The following is a 23,945-nucleotide window of genomic DNA, read 5'->3' as shown; positions in this document are numbered from 1 at the left end:
AATCACCGTACGGGTGGCGCCACCAGGAGCAGGGCGGGGCGGAGGGCGCAGACGACGGCGACGGTGGCCACGGTGCCGTGCGGGGCGGCCACGGGCCAGAGCTGCACGTCGTGGTCGGGGAACGGGGCCTGCGGCCAGGACACGGTCCGACTGGCCGTCCGCGGCGAGCGACCGTCGGTCGGGCCGGCCGTCGCGAGCGTGACCGTGAGCTCACGCGGGTCCACCCGGAGGCCCAGCCCGGCCGCCTTGAGCACGGCCTCCTTCGTCGTCCAGATGTTCGCCAGCGCCTCCGCCGTGGCGGCCGGCCGCAGCGGGGCGAGGGTCGCGGCTTCGGCGGGGGAGAGCGCCACGGCGTCCAGCGGAGCGCGGGCGAGGTCGGCGAGCGACTCCACGTCAATGCCCACCGGGCCGGCCGCGGTGACAGCCAGGGCCAGCCGCCCACCCGCGCGGGCCAGGCTCACCCGTGGCACGACGGCGGGGGAGCCGGCGATTCTCACCCGCAGCGGACCGTGGTCGCCCGCGCCGCAGTGGGGGCACCGTTGGGTGAGGCCGACGGATGCGGCGGCCACGCCGGTCAGCCGGGCCACGAGGCCGGTGAGCAGGGCATGATCGCCGGCCCTCGTCTCCGCCCGGTCACCCACCGCCACGGCCACGGTGCGCGACAGCTCGATCGCCGAGGCGCTGCTAGGCGGCAGGGCACTGCCAGGCAAACCGGTCGCCGGCGGACCGTTCACGGGGTCAGGAGCATCGGGCACGCCCTCACCCTAACGCCGCCGGCATCCGTCGCGGTCGGTGCCCGAACCCGTCGGCCCGCGTGGCCCTTGTTCGGGGGCCGTGCCGGTGCAAGAATCAACGGGACCAGCCCTTCTGGATGCACACCGGCGTGCGGGGCTGTCGAGGCTGCAGGCGCGGTGGGTGAGGTTTCAGTGAAGAGATTCGAAGGTCTGGCTAGGCCATCCACTCTCGCGGCCGGGGTGGTCTTCCTCGCCGGCGGCATCCTCGACCTGGCCTTGCGCCTCACCGGTGACCCGGCCAGCGAGCTCGTGCAGACCCCCGTCTTCGCCGTGCGCTCCATCGCCCTGCTCGGCGGGGCGCTGCTCCTGATCCTGTCGTTGGTGTCGATCTACGAGCGCCACGCCAAGCAGATCGGCCCGTTCGGGTTCTCCGCGGCGATCGTGGCCGGCACGGGCACCATCCTGATCAGCGGGCAGTTCTGGGCCGAGGCGTTCCTCTATCCCACGCTGGGCCGCGTCGCCCCCGGACTGCTGGACGGCACCGACCGCGCCGGCTCCTACGCGTTCGGGCTGATGCTCACCGCGGCGGTGTTCGGGGTCGGCTGGCTGCTGCTCGGCACCGCGATCCTGCGCGCACGGGTCTACCGGGTGCTTCCCGCCGTCGTGATCCTGGCCGGCGGGGCGGTCTCGCTGCTCCCCGGCAACGCGCTGGGCCAGACCGTGCTCGGCGCCGGCCTGGTGCTGCTCTCCTTCAGCCCCAGCTACCGCAAGCACGAGGGGCCCAAGCGGCAGGCCAGCCCAGCGCGCTGACACTCGGCTGTGCGGCGCGCCTCTTCTCGGGTGGCACACTTGTACGGCGAGTGAGGAGCAGCCGTGGCGCTGATTGATGACGCGATCTATGTGGATGGTCGTCGGGTGGCAACCCCGGAAACGTTGCAGGACGTGTTCGAGGTGCTCAAAGAGAAGGACGGCTTCGCCTGGATAGGCCTGTACCGGCCGACCGACGACGAAATCAGGTCGGTCGCTGACGAGTTCACGCTGCATCACCTCGCGATCGAGGATGCCCTGAAGGGCCACCAGCGCGCGAAGATCGAACGCTACTCCGACACCCTGTTCCTGGTGCTCCGCCCGGCCCGCTACCTCGACTCCGAGGAGCGCGTGGAATTCGGCGAACTGCACGTGTTCGTCGGCCCCGACTTCGTGGTGACCATCCGGCACGCCGAGTCGCCCGACCTCGCCTCGGTGCGGCACCGGCTGGAAAGCACCCCCAAACTCCTCGCCTTCGGCCCCCAGGCGGTGCTCTACGCGATCCTCGACCAGGTGATCGACGAGTACGCGCCCGTCGTGGCCGGCCTGGAGAACGACATCGACGAGATCGAAGACCAGCTCTTCGACGGCGACCAGGCCGTATCCCGGCGCATCTACGCGCTCTCGCGGGAGGTCATCGAGTTCCAGCGTGCCACCCAGCCGCTGATCGGCATGCTCGAATCGCTCCAGGAGGGCTTCGAGAAGCACAACGTGGACGTGGAGCTGCACCGGCACCTGCGGGATGTGCTCGACCACACCATCCGGGTCGTCGAACGGGGAGATGCGTTCCGGCAGCTGCTGCAGAACGCGCTCACGGTGCACAGCACCCTCGTCGCCCAGCGGCAGAACGACGAGACCCGCCGGCTCTCCGAAACGGGCCTGGCGCAAAGCGAAGAGGTCAAGAAAATCTCCAGTTGGGCGGCGATTTTGTTCGCCCCCACCCTGGTCGGCACCATCTACGGCATGAACTTCACCCATATGCCGGAGCTAAAATGGCAGTTCGGCTATCCGTTCGCGATCACCTTGATGGTCGCCATGGGGTTCGGGCTCTACGCGGTCTTCAAGCGCAAAGACTGGCTGTAGGCACCCGATTGTGCTCAATCGCCCCCAGAATCCTGCGAATGCGGTAAATAACCGGGTGGCCTAACCGAGATCCGACCGGCGGAGAAATAGGGTGTGGGTGTGTGGCGCCTCGATAGAAAACCAGAAGATGACGATTTCACATCGGATTACCCCGATGTGTCCTCGCCCGGCTCGCGTCAAGCGACCTCCCCGGACTCGGTGAGCCTGGGGGACCCATCGCTGGTCGCCGGGAACATCGCAGAACCCACCTGGCAACGCTGGCGGGACGAACTCGCCCTGGTCGGCGGGCACTCCCCGCTGCTGCACTTCGGTGACAGCCCCCGCTCCCGCATCGAACTCTCCGCCACCCACCCGGGCGGACTGCCCCAGTTCATCACGGGCAAGACCACCCTGCTCTCCAACCTGATCCGCGACGAGCTGGCCCTCCGCAACGCCCGCCTGGCCGCGAACGAGATCACCCAGAAGGGCATCGAACTGCGCTCCATGCGCGGCATCGAGTCGGTGCACCTGGCCATCGGCCTGGCCCAGTGGCGACACGGCGACGTGGAGTTCACCGCGCCGGTGCTGCTGCGGCCCCTCGCCATCCGCCGTTACGGCCGCGACTTCGAGCTCAAGCTCAAGGGACAGCCGTTCCTCAACCCCGAGCTGGCCCGCGCGCTGCATGACCAGTTCCAGATCACCCTCGACGCGGACGCGTTCGTCGCCCTCGCCGTGACCAACGGGGCGTTCAAGCCGCAGCCCGTGATCGACCGGCTGCGCGGCCTCACCTCGCACCTGCCCTGGTTCAACGTGGTGCCCCGGCTAGTCGCGTCCTCCTTCGCCGACGTCGGACGCGCCATGGCCGTCGATGCGCAGAAGCTCACGCATCCGGTGCTCGACGCCGTCGCCGGCAACCCCACCGCCCGCCGCGCCATCGAGATGGCCTACAACCCGGTGCTGCCGATCGGCCAGGACGTGCGCCCGCCCGGCACCGACACGCTGCTGCTGGATGCCGACGCCGAGCAGGAGAACGTCGTCGCGCAGATCAGCGCCGGCAACTCCCTCGTCGTGAAGACGCTGCCCGGCACGGGCGGCACCCAGACCATCGTGAATGCCATCGGTTCGCTCATCGCCCAGCACAAGCGGGTGCTCGTGGTCAGCGCCCGGCGCTCCAGCCTCGACGGCATCGCGCACCGGCTCGTGCAGGTGGGCCTGCCCGGCGTGGCCGTCACGCCCCGCACCCTTCGCCGCGACCTGATCCAGTCGATCACCCGCAACGAGAAGGCCGCCCAGCCGCGCGTCGGCGACGTCGACGACGCCCTCGTGCGCCTGCGCAAGGTGCTGCTCGACTACCGCTCCGCCCTCACCCGCAAGGACGCCGCCCTGGGCGTCTCGGTGCTCGACGCGCTCGGCGAACTCGCCCGGCTCGCCCAGCTGCCCGCCCCGCCGTCGACCACCGCCCGGCTCGACCGGGTGGCCCTCGAGCGCCTCGCCCACGACCGCACCAGTGCCGCCGCGATCCTGATCAAGGCCGCCGTCCTCGGCCAATTCCGCTACGGCCCGGGCGACTCGCCCTGGTACGGCGCCTCCTTCTCCTCCACCGCGGATGCCGGTGCCTCGCACGAGCTCGCCAAGCGGCTCAGCCAGACCGATGTGCCCCGGCTGCTCGAGCGCGCCGGTCACCTGGTCGGCCAGACCCGGCTGCGCCCGTTCGAGACGGTGCACGAGCTGGGCATCTACCTGCGTCTGCTCCTGGACATCCGCGAGACCCTGGACAAGTTCCAGCCCGCCGTGTTCGACCGGTCGCTGACCGAACTCATCGCCGCCACCTCGGCCCGCCGTGACTCGCCCGAGATGACCTCGAGCAACCGGCGCCGGCTGCGCAAACTCGCCGACGAGTACCTGCGGCCCGGCGTGCACGTGAGCGACATGAACGAGAGCCTGCGCCGCATCCAGCAGCAGCGCACCCTGTGGCAGCGCTACGCCGCCGCGGGCGTCACCCCCGAGGTGCCGGTGGGCATCAACGATGTGCACGTGGCCTTCCAGCGGGTCTCCGAGGACCTCGGCAAGCTCGATGTGCCGCTCGGCAACGCCGGCACCCCGCGCCAGCTGGTCTCCCGGCCGGTGAAGGAACTGCTGCGCACTCTCGTGGGCCTGGCCGCCGAGAGCGAGGTGCTCGCGAACCTGCACGAGCGCACCGCCCTGCTCGCCACCCTGCGCGAGCACAACCTCGACCCGCTGATGACCGACCTGTCCCAGCGGCACGTGTCGGAGGAGAACGTGGCCGCCGAGCTCGAACTCGCCTGGTGGCAGTCGGTGCTCGAGGTCATGCTCAGCGGCGACCGGGCCCTGCTCAACGCCAACACCCAGGTGCTCGACCGGCTCGAAGCCGACTTCAAGCTCGTCGACGAGGCGCACGCCTCCACGACCGGACAGATCCTGGCCTGGCTGCTCGCCGAGACCTGGAAGATCGGCGTGGTCGACTGGCCCGACGAGGCCGACCAGTTGCGCCGGCTGCTGCGCGCCGACCGTGCCACCCCGGGCCGCATCAACGAGGTCGCCCCGCACCTGGGCCGCGTGCTCGCGCCGGTCTGGCTCGCCTCGCCGTACGAGGTCGCCGGGCTCGACGACAAGATGACCTTCGACGCCGTGCTGCTCGTGGACGCCGGCGCCACCACCCTCGCCGAGAACGTCGGCGCGATCCGCCGTGCCAAGCAGGTCGTCGCCTTCGGTGACCCGGTCACCCAGACGCCATCGGGCTTCGAGACCGGCATCGTGGAACCGGCCGACGTGCCCCGCCCGCAGGAGACCAACGTCGACGCGCTGCACGCCGACTCCGCGCTGGCCCGGTTGGGCGAACTGCTGCCCACCCTCACGCTCACCCGCAGCTACCGGGCCGGCGGCGAGGACCTCGCCGAGCTGGTCAACCACAGGTTCTACGGCGGCCGCATCGACTCGTTGCCCTGGGCAGGGAGCTTCCTCGGTCACGGCAGCCTCACGCTCAACTACGTCAAGGGCGGCCACGGCATGCCCGACGTCGACAGCGGCGCCGTCGAGAGCGTCGACGCCGAGGTGTCCAAGGTCGTCGACCTGGTCATGGACCACGCCGTCAAGCGCCCCCGCGAATCCCTCATGGTGATCACCGCCAGCGCCCGGCACGCCGTGCGCGTGCACCAGGCCGTGCTCGCTGCGTTCGCCAAGCGCACCGACCTCAGCGACTTCATCCTCAAGGACCGCGCCGAACCGTTCACGGTGCTCACCCTCGAGCAGGCCGTGGCGCAGAGCCGCGACCGGGTGATCTTCTCCATCGGCTACGGCCGCACCCCGCATGGGCGCCTGCTGAGCAACTTCGGTTCGCTCGGCGAACCCGGCGGTGAACGCCTGCTCGCGATCGGCATGACCCGTGCCCGCCGCGCCATGGACATCGTCTCCTGCTTCCGCCCCATCGACATCGACGCCGACCGCCAGCGGCACGGCATCCTGGCCCTGTCGCAGGTGCTCACCGAGACCGAGGCACGCCGCAACGAGGTGGCCGTGCCGGATGCGCGCGAGGCCATGCTGGTCGACCTCGCCCGCCGTCTGGAACGCCAGGGCCTCACCGTGTCGCTCGGGCACCGTGGCAAGCTCGCGCTGGCCGCCTCCCACGCCGGACGTGCCGTGGTCGTGGAGACCGACGCCGTGGTCAACCGCGCCAGCCTGCGCGAGTCGCTGCGGCTGCGCCCCGAGGTGCTGCGCCGACTCGGCTGGCACTACCTGCGCGTGCACAGCTTCGAATTGTTCAGCAACCCGGATGCCGTCGCCGCCCGCGTCGCCGCCCTCGCGGGTGTCGTGCCGGCCGAGGGGTCTGGCGGTCCGGCGCACCGTGCCTGACCGGGCGGTGGAGCCGCGCCAGTCGGTGATCCGGTCCGCCGGTGCTCGGCGCGCACGCCTGACGCCCGCGCCGAACACCGACACCAGCCCGGAGCCGCCCTCCCGCGAAGAGGGCGGCCAAACCGCCGGCGACGGCTCGTCGACCAGCGCGAACGACGCCCGACTCCGCCAGGACAAGCCCCCGCACTGGTAATCGCTTGTGTCATCCCCGCCGTTCCGGAGCGCGGCCGTCGGCTCCGTCGGCTTCACGGGCGACAGCCACGACAACGCGATGGCTGAAGCGTTCAACTCCATCTCTAACGCCGAATTCATCCGCAACGGCGGGTCTTGGCGGGGCATCGACGATTTCGGAACAGGTCTGACCGAACCCCACAAACCCGGGGCCTGACAAACAGCCGTCGCCCAGGGCGGATTTGACAGGAGTCGCGTTCGTGAGCCGGTCACATGGGCCTGTGCCAAGCTGTCGCTTGCACCGTAACTTTGTTATCGGGCATACCTGGGGTGGAAATAATGCAACTCAATATTCGGACCGTTTTGGCGGTCATCACGACAGTGGTCGTGGTGTGTTTGTTGTCCGGGTGTGCAATGTCCGAGGCGCAAAAGGCAGAAGTGGCGGCGGCTCAGGAAGTTGAACTGAAGGGGTTGATCGACCAAGCCCGGGACTGGAGCGAGGATATCGTTGCGCAGATCCCTCCCGCCGAGGTGGAGAGCATCTCTGTTGAACTCAGTGGAGGACCGTGGCAGGTCTACCATTCCGATGAAAAATTGCCGGGAAAGTATGACTGGGTCAATTGGGTCATCCTTCTTCCGGATGGCCCTCGGACGCCGACCGAGTTGGCTGATGATCTGAAGCCTTGGCTGACGGAACAAGGCTGGGTGCGAAACCGGGATACCGAATCGGCAGCGCGAAAGGAAAGCTTTGAGCGCCACTACACCCGCGGGCCGTATTTCCTCACGCTGGAGGTTTACACGGCCGCGCCGCCGCAGGCTCAGTCGTTCAACTTCACTGTCTCGACGCCACAAACCGACATTGAAGCGCAGTGAGCAACTCCGAAGGGGCCATGATTCGCATCAAGAATCCACTCAGTGTCCGGGTCTTGTTGTCGATCGAATGCCGGCCTCTGTTGCAGGTGCTTCCCTTCTGGTGAATTCGCGCCACACGGGAGGCCGGTTGGCAAAAGATGAGGCAGCCCTGACTGGCGTCGAGTCATAGCGCCACTCGCTAACCCTGACCGTAGAGCTCTCTACGCTGCCGCGGTCCTCGGCACCCCTGCGGACCTGGCCGACGTCAAACGTGCCAAGGCCGTCGACGCGCTGCAGGACTTCGGCCTCCTCGATCAAGAGGGGGAACGCCGTCATCACTATGTTCAACGAACTGCTGGCGGGTGCACCAGGGGGCGCAACCGTCCAGTCACGGCTGCCGGGTGGGTCTCAGACTAGAGGGTGTGCTTGGCGCCCTCGGGCGCGGTGCCGACGGTGTAGGGCGCGGGGGCATCCGCCGCGGCAACGGGGGTGACGGCGCCGCTCTGGGCGGCGAGCAGGTCCCGGATTTCGGTGAGCAGGTCGAGGTCGGTGATGGGGTTCTTCTTCGGGTCCAGCGGCACTCCGGCCTGACGGCGACGGGCCTGGTGTTCCTTGAGCGTGTTGAGCGGCATCACGAAGGCGAAGTACACGACCGCGGCCACGAGCAGGAACTGGATCAGCGCGGCCAGGACGAGTCCGAACGAGATGGTGCTGGCGCCGAGCGTCACGTTCATGGAGTCGTTGAGCGACTCGGCGTTGAAGATCGCGCCGATCAGCGGGTTGAAGATGCCGTCGACGATGGCCTTGACGACCCCAGTGAATGCTGCCCCGATGACGACGGCGACGGCGAGCTCGATGACGTTGCCGCGCATGATGAATTCTTTGAAGCCGTTGATCATGCCCATTCGATTACTCCTTGTTGTGCTGCGGTGCATTGTGCTGCGGTGCGCGTCCGTGGCCGTGCTGATGTGTAGGTGTGCGGGTGCCTGACGAGGTCAGGACGACTTCGGCGCCGGAGTCGGCGACGAGCTCGAGGAAGAGGAAGACGACGACGAGGACGACCCGCCTGACGACGACCCGCTCGACGACGTCGATGCGGCCGCGCCGGACTTCTCGGCCGGCTTCGCAGCCGGGGCCGAGTCGGACTTGCTGTCGGACTTGCCCGCGCTCTTCTCCGCGGACAGCGAGGACTTGCCGCTCGACTCGGCGCGCGAGTCGTTGCGGTAGAAGCCCGAGCCGGTGAAGCTCACCCCGATCGACGAGTAGACCTTGCGCAGCTTGCCGCCACAGGTGGGGCACTCGGTGAGGGTGTTGTCGGTGAACGCCTGCTGGATATCGAAGGCGGTGTCACACTCGGTGCAACGGTAGGAATAGGTAGGCACTGCGTCTTTTCGGTTTGTGAACACGGGTGGTTCGTGGCTCAGGCCGGCAGGTGCCGGTCGGGAAAGTCTAGAAGACGACGATGCGAGTGGGGGTGACGAGACCGTTCACCGGCTGGTCGTGCACCTCGCGCGGCACCTCGTCCACATACTCATTGTCGTAGACGACGGCGTACACCGGCGGGCATTTCTCCATGGAGCCGAGGGTCTTGTCGAAGTAACCGCGACCCCAACCCATCCGCAGACCGGTCTGGTCGATGGCCGCCGCCGGAACGATGATGAGGTCGACATCGTTGATGGCGATGGGTCCAAGCAGTTCGCCCTGGGGCTCCGGGGCGCCGGAGATGCCCTGCACCTCGGTCTCCTCCTCGCCGACGGTCCAGTCGAGCAGGCCGTCGTCGCGCGAGACCGGAAACAGCACCCGGATGCCGCGGGCCTCGGCCCAGTTCACGAACGGGCGCGTGTTGGGCTCGGTGGGGCTGGAGAGATAGCAGGAAATCGACCGGGCGGACAGGTCGAGCACGATGCTCTGCAGGTTTTCGGTGAACCCGGCGGTGGCCGCGTCGCGTTCAGCCGCCGTCATGGTGTGCCGGCGCTCCCGCAGCTCTGCGCGGAGCGCCCGCTTTCGGTGCTCGATGTCAGAATCCATACAAGTCATCCTAGGTGCGTAAGCCTTTCGGCTTGCCGCTAACCTAATGCCATGGTTACTCACATTACGAAGGCCGTTATTCCCGCTGCCGGTATGGGAACCCGGTTTCTGCCGGCGACCAAGGCCATGCCCAAAGAGATGTTGCCGGTGGTGGACAAGCCCGCCATCCAGTACGTCGTCGAAGAGGCCGTCGCCGCCGGACTGACCGACGTGCTCATGATCACGGGCCGCAATAAGAACGCACTGGAGAACCATTTCGACCGGGTCACCGAGCTCGAGGCGGTGCTCATCCAGAAGGGTGACCGCGACCGTCTTGCCAAGGTGAACGAGTCGACCGACCTCGCCGACATGCACTACGTGCGTCAGGGCGACCCGCTGGGCCTGGGGCACGCCGTGCTCCGCGCCAAGATGCACGTGGGCAACGAGCCCTTCGCCGTGCTCCTCGGTGACGACATCATCGACGCCCGCGACCCCCTGCTCGACAAGATGCTCGCCGAGCAGATCGGCCGCAACACCAGCGTCGTCGCGCTCCTCGAGGTCGACCCGTCGCAGATCCACCTCTACGGCGCCGCCGCGATCGAGAAGACCGACGACCCCGACGTGGTGCGCATCACCGGCCTGGTCGAGAAGCCGTCGGCAGCGGATGCGCCGTCGAACCTGGCCATCATCGGCCGCTACGTGCTGCGCCCCGAGGTGTTCGACGTGCTCGAGCACACCGCGCCGGGCAAGGGCAACGAGATCCAGCTCACCGACGCCCTGCAGGAGATGGCGGTCAACCCGGAGACCACGGGCGGCGTCTACGGCGTCATCTTCCGCGGCCGCCGCTACGACACCGGTGACCGGTTGGACTACATCAAGGCCATCATCCAGCTCGCCGTCGACCGCGACGACCTCGGCACCGAGCTGCGCCCCTGGCTCAAGGAGTTCACCGCCACTCTCGAGTAGGTCGGACGCGGGCTAAGCTGCGACACATCATCGGGCCTCGGCCCCCAAGTAGACGGGCTCATCGTGCCGACCGCGATACCTACGCTCCGTGAGGGCGCAGTGACCCTGCGCCCGATCCGCCTGCGCGATGCCCGCGCCCTGGAGCGCGAGCTGATGGCGAACCGGTCCTGGCTGCGCACCTGGGAGGCGACGAGTCCGTACGCGCCCATGTCCTTCGACACCCGGGCGAGCATCCGCAGCCTGCTCGCCCACTCGCGCACGGGCAGCGGGCTGCCGTTCCTGATCGAGTACAACGGGGAGCTCGCCGGCCAGCTGAACGTCTCGTCGATCACCTGGGGATCGCTCTCCAGCGCGTCGATCGGCTACTGGGTGGGCGAGGAGTTCGCCGGCCGGGCGATCACGCCCACCGCCGTGGCGCTGGCCACCGACTACTGCTTCGCTCAGTTGGGGCTGCACCGGATGGAGATCTGCATCCGCCCCGAGAACGGGCCGTCGCTGCGGGTCGTGGAGAAGCTGGGCTTCCGCTACGAGGGCCTTCGCCGCCGGTTCATCCACATCAACGGCGCCTGGCGCGACCACTTCGCCTTCGGCCTGGTGGCCGAAGAGGTGCGCGGTGGGGTGCTGCGCCGCTGGCAGGACGGCCTCGTGCCGCCCGGAAACGCCACCGTGAACGAGTACGACCGGGCCGCCTCGCAGCATCCGTTGCAGGTGGCCGACAAGTGACACACCCCTCGGTAATCAGGCACGGAGGGGCGCGGGACTCATACCGTAGGGAGCATGAGTAGCGAAGTCCTGGGTGGGGGAGTGATGGTGGCCGTGGCCGCCGCGCTCTGGGTGACGTATCTCATGCCGACATGGGCGAGACGACGGCAGTATCTCGCCACCGAACGCAATGCCGTGCGATTGCAGCAGACCCTGCGCATTCTCGCCGAGACGTCGGAAATTCCCCAGGAGGTACGCGTGGAGACCAACGCGCGCGGTGTGTCCGCCCAACGCAAACTGCTGGCCCAGGCGGAAGAAGACGCCCGGATCGCCTCCAAGGCCGCCGGCGACGCCGCCACGGCCGCCCGTCGTGCCGCGGTGCTGCGTGCCGCCGCCGCCCGGCCCAAGGCACTCACCCCGGCCGGTAAGGCCCGCCGCCTGCGCGCCATGCGGGCCCTCTCGACCCTGCTGCTGCTCATCGGCCTGGTCAGCGCCGTCGCCGGGCTCACGCTGCTCTCTGCGGGCCTGTGGACCCTGCTGGTGGGCGGCCTCGTCGCCGCCGGCACCGCCGTCGCCGCGCTCGGCCGCCTGGCCAGCGTGAGCCGGTCGGCTCGCGCCCCGCGCCAGGCGACGGATGCGGTGGCCACCGAAACCGGCCGCCGTGTGCCCGCGGGCGGTCGGGGCCAGCGCTTCGAACCCGTGCACTTCGAGGAGGCACCCGTGGCGGCGCCGACCCCGTGGACCCCGCAGCCGCTGCCCAAGCCCCTGCACCTCTCACCCGGCTCGATCGCCCAGGCGGCGATGGCATCGGTGGATGCCGCGGCCCAGCTGCGCCAGGCGGCCGCTGAGGCCGAGCTGCAGCGCCGGGCGCAAGCCCTGGCCGAGGCCATCGCACCGTCGGAGGTCACCCCGATCACCCGCCCGGTGGCCGCCCGCGCCGCCGCGGCCAAGGCGTCCCCGCAGGCCGCTCCGAGCCGGTTCGCCAGCATGGGCATCGTCGGCGAGACCGAACCCGGCATGACCAACCTGGACGACGTGTTGCGCCGCCGCCGGGCCGTCGGCTGAGGACCCGCCCGGTTCGAAGCGGCAGCGCTCGCGTGATATTGTAAATACGCAGTCTGGGGCTATGGCGCAGTTGGTAGCGCGTCTCGTTCGCAATGAGAAGGTCAGGAGTTCGAATCTCCTTAGCTCCACCACTGAAGTAGAAGGACCGCAGCCCCCGGGTTGCGGTCCTTCTTCGTTCCCCCGGCGTTCCGTGCCGCGGCCTGCCTGAGCCCAGTGTCCCTGGCACCAGTCCCGGCCCATCCGTGCCTGTCTGCGCATAACTCCTGAATCACGCGCGTGCGTCGGCGCCCCGGGGAAGGCGTTGTGCACCCCGCGGGGCGGGCTGGCCGGGCGGAGGCGTTGGTTAGGATTGGGGGCACTGCCGGGGCCGGGCAGGCTGGGGAGCCTCGCGGTTCCACTGTTCGAGACAAGCGGAGACGATCATGACAGCGCACCAGGACCAGCCGGTGACGGCACCGCCCGCAGAGGTCGTGGAGGGCGTCTTCGCGCTGGCGAGGGACGGCCGCACCGGCCCGCTCGGCGAGATGCTCGACGCCGGGGTGCCGCTCGACCTGGTCAACGGCCGCGGCGACAGCCTGCTGATCGTGGCCGCGTACGCGCAACACCGGGACACCGTGCTGGAACTCCTCCGACGCGGCGCCGACACCGCTGTGGTGAACGCCATGGGCCAGACCGCCCTCGCCTGCGCCGTGTTCCGGGGCAACGAGGCGATCCTGCTCGACCTGCTCGCGGCCGGCGCCGACCCCGACCTGGGCAGCCACACGGGCATCCAGATCGCCGACCAGTTCGCCCTGCCGCGGATGCGCGAGGTCATCGAGGCCCACACCGGCGCCTGACCGGCCCTCCGCGCACCCAATTGCGGACATCCCGCCTTCGCCGACGAAACGAAGGCCGGAAATCCGCAACTCAACTTGCGCACCCGGGCGCCGATGTCGCCGGTCGTGGTTACCGTGGTGGCACCTCGACTTCGAGGTGCAGCGGCGACGGGCGGATGCGGATGGACGAGGACTCGGGCACGGCGGGCATCACAGTGCGGTTCCGCTGCGGGCACGGGGCGGATGCCGCCGAGGCGCGGATCACCCTGCAACGCGCCTGCCCGCTGTGCATGCTGCTCGGCGAGACCAAGCGCAGCCGCGAGGAACTGCTCCGCCGCGCGGCGCCCGCCGGCCGGGCCGCGTTGGCGCAGGAGACCCGCATCGGCGCGAGCTACCAGTGGATCTGCACGCGCGGGCACTCCCGGTACGAGGCCACGGTGCGGGAGACCCTCACCGGGCCCGGCTGCCCGAAATGCCAGAAGAACGCACAGGCTCCCGCGGCCCGGCACGAGGGCGGCGTGCCGTTCATGAAGCCCGGCCTGAAGACCCGCACGTCGCAGGCGGAACAGAAACTCCGAATGCTGCTGGGCGAGCGCATCCGGCTGCCGCACCGGGTGAACGCCATCCGGATCAACCGGAGCTTCTACGGCAAACCCGAGGTGTGGCCCGACATCATCATCCCGGGGCTGAAAGTGGCGATCGAATACGACTCGCCGGGCCGGGAGCGCACCGCTCACCGGGGCCTCAAGGAGGCGTCCGACCGCGAGAAGGACGCGGCCCTCGCCGAGGTGGGCTGGGCCGTGATCCGGGTGCGGGCCGACGGCCTGGAGCCGCTTGGACCGTACAGCATCGCCTGCGCCGGGGTGACCGCCGCCGTGATCGACGAGGTGCTGAGGTTGCTCGTGCTGATCCGCGGGGAGGAGGCCGTGGCCGCCCTTATGCGAACAGATTCGAGTGGCTAAAGTGGGCCGGTAAGAGGCTCACGGTCGAGCAGGGGTTGAGCAGGGGGTCGGCACGTGGGCACCCTCGCCAATCGAAGGAGCCTGGTCGTGCTGCACACCGATATACCTACCCGAGACGACGTCGACACCCTGGCCGCGGTGCGGCAGCATCCCTGCGTCTCGGTCTACCTCAGCACCACCCCGCTGCCGCAGGATTCGGACAAGGCCAGGGTGGAGCTGAAGAACTGCCTGGCCGAGGCGGTGCAGCAGCTGCGCGACGCGAAAACCGACAAGGGCGTCATCGAGGCCGTGCAGGAAACCCTGGGGGACCTTGTCGAAGACTCCGACTTCTGGCGGTCCCTGTCGTACAGCCTGGCCATTTTCGCCACGCCGACGAGCGTCCGTACGTTCCGGCTGCCCAACCGCCTCAGCGGCGCCCTGGAGGTCTCCGACCGGTTCTATCTCAAGCCCCTGCTGCGAGCGGTCACCTTCCCGCAGTCGGCGTTCGTGCTCGCGCTGGCGCAGAACTCCGTGCGGCTGCTCGAGATCAGCGCGGAGGGCCCCGTCTACGCGGTGCCCGTGCCGGGGCTCCCCAGCGATGTGGCCAGTTCGGTGGGGCTGCCGTCGATCAGCGGCCGCAGCCAGGACGGCCACAGCATGAACGGGCGCATCCAGGGCGGCGAAGGCCAGAAGGTGCGGATGCGCCAGTACGCCAGGGCCATCGACCGGGCGCTCCGCCCGGTGCTCAGCGGCCTCGACCTGCCGTTGGTGCTCGCCGCCGCGGAACCCCTTGCGGGCATCTACCGGTCGGTGAACAGCTACCCCAATCTCACCGAGGGCATCATCGCCGGCAACCCCGAGGAGACCCCGGACGAGGAGCTCGGCAAGGCGGCGCGGGGGATCCTCGACCAGCTCTACGCCGCCGAACTCGAGACCCTCAAAGATCGGATGGCCAGCCGGGCCGCGCACGGCCGCGCCGTCACCGACCTCAGCGACGTGGCCCGGGCGGCCACCTACGGCGCGGTCGAGACTCTCTTCGTGGACATCGACCAGAGCGTCCCCGGGGTGGTCGACGAGCAGACCGGGGCGATCACCCTCAGCGACACCGAAGACGCCGTGAGCTACGGCGTGGTCGACGAGATCCTGCGCCGGGCGCTTCTGTCGGGCGCCGAGATCTTCGCGGTGCGGGCCGACGACATGCCGGGCGGTGGCGCGGTGGCGGCCGGGGTGCGGTTCGTGGTCTGAGGCGCCGGCGGGCCTGTGTCGGGCCGGTGCCGGCCGTTCTCGTACGTGGCCGCCGACCGGTGGGGCGAGAAAAACCGGTGCCGCCCGAGAACGGGCGACACCGGTGAGTCTGGCGGGTCGGGCGGATGCGCCCGGCCGGAAGTGGTCAGCGCTTGCGAGCCTTCTCGGTCTCAGCGGACTTGGCCTGCTTGTCGGCGCGCTTTTCCTTGAGCGACTTGCCGGCGACCTTCTTGGTCGCATCCTTCTTGGGTGATTTGTCAGCCATGTGTACTCCTTCGGACCCGGCCGTGCGGCCGGATGCTTTGACCCTACGCGGGTTCGAGACAAAGAGCATCTCGACGCGGCGGGGCTGCCCCGCCGGCTCCCCGAGCGGCATCCTGATCGGCATCCCAAGGCGCGCTGCGCGTGCCCTGTGCCTTTTGATCGTGTCGACGTAGGCTGTCTGCGATGAGGCGCCTCGTCAGTGGGACGGGAAGGCGCAGGAGAGCCGGGAGATCATGAGCTCACAGGGAACATACAAAGCAGTGCTGTTCGGCCCGAACGTGATCGGGTCGGGCACCGAGGTGGAACTGCACTTCGCCAACGGAGAACACCAGGACGTGGTGGTGCTCGAGGCCGTCGAGGACGGCCAGAAGATCACCCGCACCTACAAGAAGGGCCGGGAAACGGAAGAGCCGATCCCGTACCGTTTCGTCGACGAAGACGTCAGCGACGAGACCGCCGAGGGCGAAGTCCCCAACTAGCCGAGCGGCATCACGCGGCAGAAGGGCGTCGCACGGCACCGCGGATGCGTGGCCGTGCGACGCCCTTCTGCGCCCGGGGCCGGGTCAGATGCGGGTGCCGGGGCCGGGGTTGCGGCCCAACCGCACGGGCAGGGCCATGAGCGGACCGACGAAGCGGCGCTGCAGGCGCCGGCCCGGACCCCAGACGTACTGCACGATCAGCTGCGCCAGGATGGCGCTGGCCGCCAGCGCCACGGCGATCGCGCCGGCGGTGAGCAGGTTCAGCAGCCCGTTGATGTCGCCGTCGGACATCTGCAGCAGCCCGCGGAACAGCGCGAGGCCCGGCACCAGCGGCACCAGGGCGCAGACGATGATCACCAGTGGCGGGGTGCGCACGATGCGCGCGCCGACCGCGGCGAGCAGCCCTGCCCCCATCGCGGCCGCTCCGGAGGACCAGACCAGCCCGAACCCGGAGTTCGTGGCGCCCAGGTAGATGGCCTCGGCCACGGCACCGAGCAGGGACACCACCCAGACCGCCCGCCAGGGCACCTGGGTGGCCAGTCCGAAGCCGACCACGATCACCACGGCGGCGACCAGCTGGATGGCGAGGTTGCCCAGGGTGGGGGAGACATCGGCGTTGATGCGCAGGTCGAGGCCGAACCGCGCCAGCAGCAGTGAGGATCCGGCGACCCCGGCGACCAGGCCGCCGGTGATGAGCAGCGCCTCGATCAACCGCGCGGTGCCGGTGAGGTAGAACCCGGAGAGCGTGTCGTGCACGGCTCCGAAGGTGGTGACCCCGGCCAGGAGCATGATGATCGTGGCGACGACGACGAGCGACGGGGTGGCGGTGGGGTCGACCAGGGGCACGAACGCCGCGAAGAGCGGCCCGATGGCCCCGCCGACGACGGTCTGGTAGAACAACGGCACCCGCCGGTTGTCCAGCGCGGTGGTGAGCAGGTCGATCACGAATGCGGCGACGAAGGCGGCCAGGACCACGATCGGGCCACCGCCGATCAGCGCGGCGGCGCCGGCCCCGACCAGGCTCCAGCCGAAGCGCCGGTACAGCGGCGGAACCTGCGGCTTGGAGGAGACGATGGTGGCCAGGCGTTTGCGGGCCTCGGCGACATCCGTGGGTTCCTCGATGAGATCGGCGATGAGCTCGGAGGTGGCGGTCAGCTTGGCGTAGTTGAGGGTGCGGTACTTCACGTCGCGGCTGCGGGAGATGGCCTCGTGCGTGGACTGGTCCTCGTGGGTGAGGGTGATGATGGTGTGCGTGATGTTGGCGTCGGTGCCGCGCAGCCCGTAGGCGCGGGTGAGCGCGTGCATGGCTGCGGTGGCGTCCTCGGCGCCGGCGCCCGACGCGAAGATCACCTCCGCCAGCCGCATCGTGAGGTCGAGCACCGAGCGGGTGTACGCGGCGATGTCGATTACCGGAACGGCGATCGTGGAGGTGCTCGGCGCATCCTCGTAGGCCCGCACGGCGGCGATGCCGCTGGCGTCTGCGCGGAGGATCGGGATGCTCGTGGTGACCGGTCGCGGAGTGGTGGGGTGCGGCGCCCGGTAGGGGGTGCGGGCGACGTTCACCGGTTCGGTGGGGGTAGGGTTCGGCGCGGTCACGGGCGGGGTGGTCGGGGGCACAGCAGTCAACGGGACAACTTCAACACTTCGGGGATCGGTCATGCGGGTGGGAATCGGACGGGTGCGCTCACTCATCGAGGGGACCGAGCCAGGCGGCGGCCACGGTGGCGTGGGCGGAGTCGGCGTTGGACGGGTGGAACAGCCCGGCCAGCACATCGCGGTAGAGCCGGCCGAGCTCGTCGCCGGTGAAGTAGCTGGCGCCGCCGTTCACGCGCACCATGAGGTCGACCACCTCTTTCGCGCTCTCCACCGCCCGGTGTTTCAGGCCGGAAAGCCGGGCGAACCAGAACGGTCCGTGGTCGATGACGGCGTCCACATCGCGGGAGAGCGTGTCGATCTGCGGGTACAGGGCGTCCAGCAGCATCGCCGCCTTCGCGATGCGGCGACGGATGTCGGGGTCCTGGCTGAGCGATCGACCGTCGTTCTTGGCCGACCGGCGTCGCTTCGCCGCCTCGACGCCCAGCTCGAGTGCCCGTTGGGCCAGGCCCGTGTACACGGAGGCGAGGAGGATCTCGAACGTGGCGAAGATGCCGAAGATCAGCGGGTCGGCCACCGGGCCGGGCGGGAGCTTGCGCACAACCCGGTGGGCGGGCGCATACGCCGCGTCGAGCCGGGTGGTCTGGCTCTGGCTGCCGCGCATGCCCAGGGTGTCCCAGTCGTCGGACCGGGTGATGCCCGCTTCGGCGCGGTCGAGGAACGCCCAGACGATCAGGGGCCGGTCGGGGTCGCTGGAGTCCAGCCCCATGGTGCCCAGGCTGGTCCAGACCGGGGAGAGCGAGGTGAAGACCTTGGTACCGGTGAAACGGTAGCCGCCGTCGGGCTGGGGTTCGGCATCCGTGCCCGACCCGAACAGCACCAGATCGTTGCCGGGTTCGCTGACCCCGAAACCGAAGATCGCGCCGGCGGCGGCCTCGGTGAGGACGAAGTCGAGGGCGGTGTCGCCCCGGTCGTGCATCGCCTTGGCGACGCCGGTCCAGACCAGGTGCATGTTGACGGCCAGTGCCGTCGCGGGGGCGTGCGCGGCGAGCCGGGCCTGTTCGGCGGCCAGCTGCGGCAGGGTGAGGCCGAGCCCGCCGAAGCGGGTGGGCACCAGGGCGCGCAGGTAGCCGGCCTCGGCGAGTTCGGTGACGTCGTCGAACGGGAAGGTGTTGGCGGCGTCGTGGGCCGCCGCGCGCGCACGGATGCGGGCCAGGAGTTCGTCGTCGAGCAGCGCCGGTGGGCCGGCGGGGGATGGCGCTGCGGGGCGGGAAGACTCTGTCACACCTGCAAGCCTACGTAGCCTTTCCCTTGCGGGTGAACAGGCGCACGATGAGAAAGACGATCCCGCCGAAGACGGCGACGATCGCCAGCCACGGCAGGGCGAATCCGATGCCCACCAAGAGGCCGCCGAGAGCCACCACGAGGGTGTTCCAGCCGGCCACGATGCCGGTCCAGAAGTTGTCAGGGGCGCCGGGGGCGACGGTGCCGGTGGAGTACAGCTCGAGACTCACGGTGGAGTACTCGACCTGATCGCTGAGGTAGTCGCGCTGCGAGCGCATGCTCTCCAGTTCCGCCTGACGGGTGGAGAGCTCGCCCTCGATGGCGACCAGGTCGGTGGTGCTCGTGGCCTGCGTCATGAGCGCGAGCAGCCGGTCGACCGAGGTGCTCAGTGCGGTGATGCGGGCGTCGAGGTCCTGGCTCTGCTGGGTGACGTCGGAGGCGTTCAGCGACACGTAGTTGACGGTCCCCAGGGCGCGGAGTTCGTCGAGGGTGCGGTCGAGGTCGCCGGCGGGGATGCGCAGCGACAGGTTCGCGCTCGCGGGCTGGTTCTCGGTCTTGGGGTTCTCGGTGCGGGAGTCAACGCGGCCGCCGGCCTCCTCGACGATGGTCACCGCGTCCTCGGCCGCGCCGATCGGGTCCTCCACTGTCACCGACACCGAGCCGGTCGTGATGACGGACCGGTCGGCGGTGGCCGCATCTCCGGCCGCAGCCTCGCCGGGCGCGACCAGCTGGCCGGGCACGGTGCCGGCATCCATCGACTCGGCGGACTGGGGTCCCAGGCTGTCGGAGGTGGACGTTGTGCAGCCGGCCAGGAGGACGGCCGCCAGGATCACCCCGGCGGCCAGGCCGAGGCGCGGGCTGCGGCGTCGCGCGCGGACGCCGGCCGTGCTGCTCGTGGCCGGGCTGACTGTCTCCGGGGTGTGGCTCATGGCCCCACTGTAGGGTCGGGCCGCATCCGGAATCTGGGTGGATTCTGGGAGTCGGATCACAATCGAGTCTCGGCCGGGACCGGCGTCGTACGCTCGAAGAGGCGCCGGAATCGTGCGGCGCCAATGCCCGATCACCGATTCAGTTCGTGTTCTAGGAGGAACCATGGGATTCGCAGACGACGCCAAAGATGCCCTCGCGGCCACCGGCCAGAAGATCGGACGAGCCGCCGAAGACGCCAAGGAACGCGTCTCCGACAAGGTCGACGAGGTCAAGGCGGACGCCGAGGTGAAGAAGGCCGAGGGCGACGTGAAGCGCGCCGAAGCCGAGCGTGACGCCACGAAGGCCAAGAACGACTACAAGGAAGAGCTGCGCTAGACACAGCGGAGCAGACGCTGCCTGATGCCGCCCAGCGAGGGTGAGGGGCCGGCGCCGACGGGATGGTTCCGTCGGCGCCGGGCCCCGCGTCTGAACGTCCACTCCGACACCGGCTCTGGCCCGGTCGTGATCCTGGTGCACGGCATCGCCTCCACCGCGGTCACCTTTCGCAAGGTCGTTCCGCTGCTCGCCCCGAACCACCGGGTCATCACCGTCGACATCCTCGGCCACGGCGCCTCGCCGAAACCGGCCGGCTGCGAGTACACCCTCGACGATCATGTCGCGGCGCTCGCCGCGACCATCCAGCACCTCAGGCTGCGGGAGCCGTTCGTGCTCGTCGGCCACTCGTTGGGCAGCCTCATCGCCACCCGCTACGCCTCGGAGCGACGCTGGTTTTCCCCCTCGGGCAGCCGGGTCTCCAGGTTGATCCTGGTGGGCCCGCCGATCTACCTCTCACCCACCGACATCGGCGACCCGTGGGTGCGGGCCCGGGTCACCGCGTACCTGCGCGCCTACGAGTTCCTGCGGGCGAACAAGGACTTCACCCTCGCCAACGCCGCCGTGCTGGCCCGCCTGCTGCCCAAGGGCATCCTGGAACTCACCGCGGAGAACTGGACGCCGTTCGTGAAGTCACTCGAGCACTGCATCGAGTCGCAGACCATGGTGAGCGACATCGCCAGTCTGCACGTGCCCGTCGATCTGATCTACGGGGCCCTCGACGCCTTCGTGGCGCCCGGCAGCCTCCGGGTGGTCGAGCGGATGCGGCACGTCACCACGCACCGGGTGGAGGCCAACGACCATATTGTGCGCAGCCGCATCGCCAAGGTGCTGGTGCGGGTGATCGACGGTACGCCCGGCCCGGCGACCGACACCCCGGGCGGTCCGACGACGGCTGCGGTGGCGGGCTGAGACGTCCTGAGTGCCCGGGCCGCTTGTCCGGGCCGTGAACGGCGCCTCGATCGAGGTTCCTGGACCGAGTTGCGAGTTGCCGGGGGACCGGCGTGCTGTCAGCATGGACCCGATGACACTAGCCACGGATTACCTGCAGGCCTACGACGCTCAACTCCGCACCGATGCCGAAACGCCCAGCGCCCTCAGCGTCACCCGACTGGGCCCTCTCCGGTTGGTGACCTTCTCCGGCGGGCGGGGCTTCATCACCTACCAGGATCTTGACGGTGCCGATGAAGCGGCGATCGCGGGTCTGGTGGGGGAGGCGCTGGAGCACTTCCGAGCCGACCGGGAGATTACGACCGCGGAGTGGAAGACCCGCGGCCACGACCGGGCACCCGGGTTGCACGAGGCATTGCTGGCGAACGGGTTCTCCGCCGACGAGCCGGAGTCGATCATGATCGGCCCGCTGGAGGCCCTGTGCCGCAACGCTCCCACACCCGCCGGCGTGACCCTGCGGCAGATCACCGCCGAGGCCGACGTGCGCGCAATGAGCGCGGCGGTCGATGAAGCGTTCGGGGAGGCCGTCGACACCCGGATGGCCCAGGCCCTGCTTGATCGCCTCGCCCGTGACGACGGAATGGAACTGTGGGTGGCGGAGACCGCCGGCCGGATCGTCTGCGGCGGCCGCCTCGAGCCGGTCCCCGGCACCGACTTCGTCGGCATCTGGGGCGGCGCCACCCTCCCGGCCTACCGAGGCCGCGGCATCTACCGCGCCCTGACGGCCGCTCGTGCCCGCTCCGCGCTCGCGCTGGGCAAGAAGTTCGTGCACAGCGACTCCACCGAGGACTCGCGGCCGATCCTGGAGCGGTCCGGGCTCCTCCGGGTGTCGACGACCACGCCGTACAACTGGACCCGGTAAGTCGACCGGGTTCTGTCAGGCCCCGTCGTTAGGCTGGCCCTATGGATAAGAGAACACTGGGCAGAACCGGCCGCACCGTCTCCGTCATCGGACTGGGCACCTGGCAGCTGGGCGCCGACTGGGGCGACGTCACCGAGGCCGACGCCACCGCCGTGCTCGCCGCATCCGTGGATGCCGGCGTCACCTTCTTCGACACCGCGGACGTCTACGGCGACGGACGCAGCGAGCAGATCATCGGGCACTTCCTCGAGCACGGCGCCCCCGGCGTGGACATCACCGTGGCCACCAAGATGGGCCGCCGCCTCGAGCAGCTGCCGGAGAACTACGTCCTCGACAACTTCCGCGCCTGGACCGAGCGCTCGCGCCGCAACCTCGGCACCGAGACCCTCGACCTGGTGCAGCTGCACTGCCCGCCGAGCGCCGTGATCGAGTCGGGCGAGGTCTACGACGCCCTCGACACCCTCGTCGACGACGGCGTCATCGCCAACTACGGCGTGAGCGTGGAGACCTGCGCGCAGGCGCTGGAGGCTATCAGCCGGCCGGGCATCGCGACGGTGCAGATCATCCTCAACGCCTTCCGGCTCAAGCCGCTCGACGAGGTCGTGCCGGCCGCACGCGCCGCGGGCGTGGGCATAATCGCCCGGGTGCCGCTGGCCAGCGGGCTGCTCACCGGCAAGTACACCCGCGAGACGGTGTTCGCCGAGAACGACCACCGCAACTACAACCGCGACGGCAGCGCCTTCGATGTGGGCGAGACCTTCTCCGGTGTCGACTACGAGACCGGCCTGGCCGCGGCGGCGGAGTTCGCCGCCCTGGTGCCGGAAGGCCTCACACCGGCTCAGGCCGCGCTGGCCTGGGTGGCGCAGATCGACGGGGTGTCTTCGGTGATCCCCGGCGCCCGGTCGGTGAAGCAGGCTGAGGGCAACGCATCCGCCGGCGCCGTGCCGGCACTGCCCATCGAGTTCATGGAAGGCGTGCAGTCCATCTACGACCGCCTGCTGCGCGAGTCCATCCACCACCGCTGGTAACCCGCCACCCCTCCCGCCAACTGTGACTCAAGCACGCCTCCGAGCCCCGGAGGCGTGCTTTTCTCATAGTTCGTGGTGTGGTCGCGAGGGTCAGTCGAGGTCGTCGGGGTCTTTTCCGGTGCGTTCGCCGGCGTCGAGCCGAGCGATGGCCTCCCGGTCGGCCGCATCCAGGGCGAAGTCGAAGACGTCGAGGTTCTCCCGGATGCGCGACGGCGTCACCGACTTGGGAATCACCACGTTGCCGAGCTCGAGGTGCCAACGGATCACGACCTGGGCGGCGGACTTGCCGTGCCGGGCGCCGATGGCGTCGAGGGTGGCGTTGCCGATCGCACGGCCCCTGGCCAGCGGCGACCAGGCCTCGGTGAGGATGCCGTGGGCGGTGTTGTACGCCCGGGTCTCGGTCTGCGACAGCCACGGATGCAGTTCGATCTGGTTGACCGCCGGCACGATGTCGGTCTCGGCGAGGAGCCGGTCGAGGTGGTGCGGGTGGAAGTTGGAGACCCCGATCGACCGGGCGCGGCCATCCGCCCGCAAGCGTTCGAGCGCGCGGTAGGTCTCGACGTACCGGTTCTGCTGAGGTGCCGGCCAGTGGATCAGGTAGAGGTCGACGTAGTCGAGGCCGAGCTTGGCCAGGCTCTCGTCGAAGGCGCGCAGGGTCTCGTCGTAGCCGTGCCGGTCGTTCCAGACCTTGGTGGTGACGAAGACCTCGTCGCGGGGCAGCGCCGCCCGGGCCAGGCCCTCGCCGACGCCACGTTCGTTGGCGTAGAGCGCGGCCGTGTCGATGTGCCGGTAACCGTCTTCCAGTGCGATCTGCACGGTGCCGGCGGCGAGGTCGTCGGGGATCTTGTAGACGCCGAGTCCGAGCTGGGGGATGACGTGACCGTCGTTGAGCGTCAGAGCATGTTCCATGCCCCCATTAAACCCGCCCCCGCTGTGTCCCCGCCC

The 23,945-nt window shown here is 69.5% G+C and carries 23 protein-coding genes and 1 tRNA gene; 16 read left to right on the top strand and 8 right to left on the bottom strand.

The genetic code is table 11. The features are described 5' to 3' along the window. Positions 1-2: 2 nt before the first annotated feature. A complete protein-coding gene (locus PA27867_RS13850) occupies positions 3-755 on the bottom strand; it encodes a 4'-phosphopantetheinyl transferase family protein (RefSeq protein WP_066597247.1) in 753 nt (250 codons plus the stop codon). Positions 756-926: 171 nt separating this feature from the next. On the opposite strand from PA27867_RS13850, the gene PA27867_RS13845 reads away from it, so the two are divergent. From PA27867_RS13845 to PA27867_RS13820, 4 genes are all read left to right on the top strand, one after another. Then, positions 927-1,544: a hypothetical protein gene (locus tag PA27867_RS13845; RefSeq protein WP_157109238.1), complete on the top strand. Its 618-nt coding sequence runs from the start codon at positions 927-929 to the stop codon at positions 1,542-1,544. A gap of 63 nt (positions 1,545-1,607) precedes the next feature. Then, positions 1,608-2,624: a magnesium/cobalt transporter CorA gene (corA, locus tag PA27867_RS13840; RefSeq protein WP_066597243.1), complete on the top strand. Its 1,017-nt coding sequence runs from the start codon at positions 1,608-1,610 to the stop codon at positions 2,622-2,624. A gap of 99 nt (positions 2,625-2,723) precedes the next feature. Next, on the top strand, positions 2,724-6,473 hold the full coding sequence (locus PA27867_RS13835; RefSeq protein WP_066599980.1) for an ATP-binding protein: 3,750 nt from the start codon (positions 2,724-2,726) through the stop codon (positions 6,471-6,473). A gap of 510 nt (positions 6,474-6,983) precedes the next feature. Next, positions 6,984-7,517, top strand: a complete 534-nt coding sequence (locus PA27867_RS13820) for a hypothetical protein (protein ID WP_066597239.1) — start codon at positions 6,984-6,986, stop codon at positions 7,515-7,517. A 392-nt stretch (positions 7,518-7,909) separates the two neighbouring features. Here the strand turns inward: PA27867_RS13820 and mscL are convergent, their stop codons facing one another. The 3 genes from mscL to PA27867_RS13805 all read right to left on the bottom strand — a co-directional run bounded on the left by mscL (position 7,910) and on the right by PA27867_RS13805 (position 9,524). Continuing rightward, complete coding sequence (gene mscL, locus PA27867_RS13815; RefSeq protein WP_236900714.1) at positions 7,910-8,401, bottom strand: large conductance mechanosensitive channel protein MscL; 492 nt, start codon at positions 8,399-8,401, stop codon at positions 7,910-7,912. 90 nt (positions 8,402-8,491) lie between these two features. After that, positions 8,492-8,878 carry an FmdB family zinc ribbon protein gene (locus PA27867_RS13810; RefSeq protein WP_066597238.1) on the bottom strand — a complete coding sequence of 129 codons (387 nt, stop codon included), beginning with the start codon at positions 8,876-8,878 and terminating at the stop codon, positions 8,492-8,494. Positions 8,879-8,945: 67 nt separating this feature from the next. Then, a complete protein-coding gene (locus tag PA27867_RS13805) occupies positions 8,946-9,524 on the bottom strand; it encodes a 5-formyltetrahydrofolate cyclo-ligase (RefSeq protein WP_066597237.1) in 579 nt (192 codons plus the stop codon). A 51-nt stretch (positions 9,525-9,575) separates the two neighbouring features. Between PA27867_RS13805 and galU the strand changes: the two genes are divergently transcribed. From galU to PA27867_RS13765, 8 genes are all read left to right on the top strand, one after another. Continuing rightward, complete coding sequence (gene galU / locus PA27867_RS13800; RefSeq protein WP_066597235.1) at positions 9,576-10,469, top strand: UTP--glucose-1-phosphate uridylyltransferase GalU; 894 nt, start codon at positions 9,576-9,578, stop codon at positions 10,467-10,469. A gap of 63 nt (positions 10,470-10,532) precedes the next feature. Further along, positions 10,533-11,192 (top strand): GNAT family N-acetyltransferase, encoded by a 660-nt coding sequence (locus PA27867_RS13795; protein ID WP_084021166.1) that lies wholly within the window; start codon positions 10,533-10,535, stop codon positions 11,190-11,192. 54 nt (positions 11,193-11,246) lie between these two features. Next, on the top strand, positions 11,247-12,236 hold the full coding sequence (locus PA27867_RS13790; protein WP_066597233.1) for a hypothetical protein: 990 nt from the start codon (positions 11,247-11,249) through the stop codon (positions 12,234-12,236). 55 nt (positions 12,237-12,291) lie between these two features. Then, a tRNA-Ala gene (locus PA27867_RS13785) sits at positions 12,292-12,367 on the top strand. A gap of 291 nt (positions 12,368-12,658) precedes the next feature. Then, positions 12,659-13,072, top strand: a complete 414-nt coding sequence (locus PA27867_RS13780; RefSeq protein ID WP_066597230.1) for an ankyrin repeat domain-containing protein — start codon at positions 12,659-12,661, stop codon at positions 13,070-13,072. 161 nt (positions 13,073-13,233) lie between these two features. Then, positions 13,234-14,013, top strand: a complete 780-nt coding sequence (locus PA27867_RS13775; protein ID WP_066597228.1) for a hypothetical protein — start codon at positions 13,234-13,236, stop codon at positions 14,011-14,013. 87 nt (positions 14,014-14,100) lie between these two features. Further along, positions 14,101-15,237: a hypothetical protein gene (locus PA27867_RS13770; protein ID WP_066597227.1), complete on the top strand. Its 1,137-nt coding sequence runs from the start codon at positions 14,101-14,103 to the stop codon at positions 15,235-15,237. A gap of 497 nt (positions 15,238-15,734) precedes the next feature. Continuing rightward, positions 15,735-15,980 (top strand): hypothetical protein, encoded by a 246-nt coding sequence (locus PA27867_RS13765; RefSeq protein ID WP_066597225.1) that lies wholly within the window; start codon positions 15,735-15,737, stop codon positions 15,978-15,980. 84 nt (positions 15,981-16,064) lie between these two features. On the opposite strand, the gene PA27867_RS13760 is transcribed toward PA27867_RS13765, so the two are convergent. From PA27867_RS13760 to PA27867_RS13750, 3 genes are all read right to left on the bottom strand, one after another. Next, positions 16,065-17,597 (bottom strand): threonine/serine ThrE exporter family protein, encoded by a 1,533-nt coding sequence (locus tag PA27867_RS13760; RefSeq protein WP_066597223.1) that lies wholly within the window; start codon positions 17,595-17,597, stop codon positions 16,065-16,067. Between the two features lie 67 nt (positions 17,598-17,664). Continuing rightward, entirely contained in the window at positions 17,665-18,858 is a 1,194-nt protein-coding gene (locus PA27867_RS13755; RefSeq protein ID WP_066597221.1) for an acyl-CoA dehydrogenase family protein, read from the bottom strand. A 10-nt stretch (positions 18,859-18,868) separates the two neighbouring features. Beyond that, a complete protein-coding gene (locus PA27867_RS13750; RefSeq protein ID WP_167550845.1) occupies positions 18,869-19,786 on the bottom strand; it encodes a DUF4349 domain-containing protein in 918 nt (305 codons plus the stop codon). 163 nt (positions 19,787-19,949) lie between these two features. Here PA27867_RS13750 and PA27867_RS13745 point away from each other — a divergent pair, with 163 nt between their 5' ends. The 4 genes from PA27867_RS13745 (at position 19,950) to PA27867_RS13730 (ending at position 23,000) form a co-directional block, all read left to right on the top strand. Beyond that, positions 19,950-20,162: a hypothetical protein gene (locus tag PA27867_RS13745; protein ID WP_066597220.1), complete on the top strand. Its 213-nt coding sequence runs from the start codon at positions 19,950-19,952 to the stop codon at positions 20,160-20,162. Positions 20,163-20,186: 24 nt separating this feature from the next. Then, positions 20,187-21,071: an alpha/beta fold hydrolase gene (locus PA27867_RS13740; RefSeq protein ID WP_066597217.1), complete on the top strand. Its 885-nt coding sequence runs from the start codon at positions 20,187-20,189 to the stop codon at positions 21,069-21,071. A gap of 112 nt (positions 21,072-21,183) precedes the next feature. Then, complete coding sequence (locus PA27867_RS13735) at positions 21,184-21,972, top strand: GNAT family N-acetyltransferase (RefSeq protein WP_066599970.1); 789 nt, start codon at positions 21,184-21,186, stop codon at positions 21,970-21,972. A gap of 41 nt (positions 21,973-22,013) precedes the next feature. After that, positions 22,014-23,000 (top strand): aldo/keto reductase, encoded by a 987-nt coding sequence (locus PA27867_RS13730; protein ID WP_066597215.1) that lies wholly within the window; start codon positions 22,014-22,016, stop codon positions 22,998-23,000. Positions 23,001-23,090: 90 nt separating this feature from the next. Here PA27867_RS13730 and PA27867_RS13725 read toward each other — a convergent pair whose 3' ends face one another. Beyond that, on the bottom strand, positions 23,091-23,909 hold the full coding sequence (locus PA27867_RS13725) for an aldo/keto reductase (protein WP_066597212.1): 819 nt from the start codon (positions 23,907-23,909) through the stop codon (positions 23,091-23,093). Positions 23,910-23,945: the final 36 nt, after the last annotated feature.

It is taken from the genome of Cryobacterium arcticum (assembly GCF_001679725.1).
Taxonomy (GTDB): Bacteria; Actinomycetota; Actinomycetes; order Actinomycetales; family Microbacteriaceae; genus Cryobacterium; species Cryobacterium arcticum_A.
Note: the sequence above shows the minus strand (reverse complement) of the source record. Positions and strands in the feature narration are given on the sequence as shown.

Coding starts and splice junctions, on each gene's coding strand:
- PA27867_RS13750 (WP_167550845.1), bottom strand. CDS start 19,786: ATGAGCCACACCCCGGAGACAGTCAGCCCGGCCACGAGCAGCACGGCC.
- mscL (WP_236900714.1), bottom strand. CDS start 8,401: ATGGGCATGATCAACGGCTTCAAAGAATTCATCATGCGCGGCAACGTC.
- PA27867_RS13765 (WP_066597225.1), top strand. CDS start 15,735: ATGAGCTCACAGGGAACATACAAAGCAGTGCTGTTCGGCCCGAACGTG.
- PA27867_RS13730 (WP_066597215.1), top strand. CDS start 22,014: ATGGATAAGAGAACACTGGGCAGAACCGGCCGCACCGTCTCCGTCATC.
- PA27867_RS13735 (WP_066599970.1), top strand. CDS start 21,184: ATGACACTAGCCACGGATTACCTGCAGGCCTACGACGCTCAACTCCGC.
- PA27867_RS13775 (WP_066597228.1), top strand. CDS start 13,234: ATGGACGAGGACTCGGGCACGGCGGGCATCACAGTGCGGTTCCGCTGC.
- PA27867_RS13805 (WP_066597237.1), bottom strand. CDS start 9,524: ATGGATTCTGACATCGAGCACCGAAAGCGGGCGCTCCGCGCAGAGCTG.
- PA27867_RS13780 (WP_066597230.1), top strand. CDS start 12,659: ATGACAGCGCACCAGGACCAGCCGGTGACGGCACCGCCCGCAGAGGTC.
- PA27867_RS13790 (WP_066597233.1), top strand. CDS start 11,247: ATGAGTAGCGAAGTCCTGGGTGGGGGAGTGATGGTGGCCGTGGCCGCC.
- PA27867_RS13745 (WP_066597220.1), top strand. CDS start 19,950: ATGGGATTCGCAGACGACGCCAAAGATGCCCTCGCGGCCACCGGCCAG.
- PA27867_RS13725 (WP_066597212.1), bottom strand. CDS start 23,909: ATGGAACATGCTCTGACGCTCAACGACGGTCACGTCATCCCCCAGCTC.
- PA27867_RS13740 (WP_066597217.1), top strand. CDS start 20,187: ATGCCGCCCAGCGAGGGTGAGGGGCCGGCGCCGACGGGATGGTTCCGT.
- PA27867_RS13820 (WP_066597239.1), top strand. CDS start 6,984: ATGCAACTCAATATTCGGACCGTTTTGGCGGTCATCACGACAGTGGTC.
- galU (WP_066597235.1), top strand. CDS start 9,576: ATGGTTACTCACATTACGAAGGCCGTTATTCCCGCTGCCGGTATGGGA.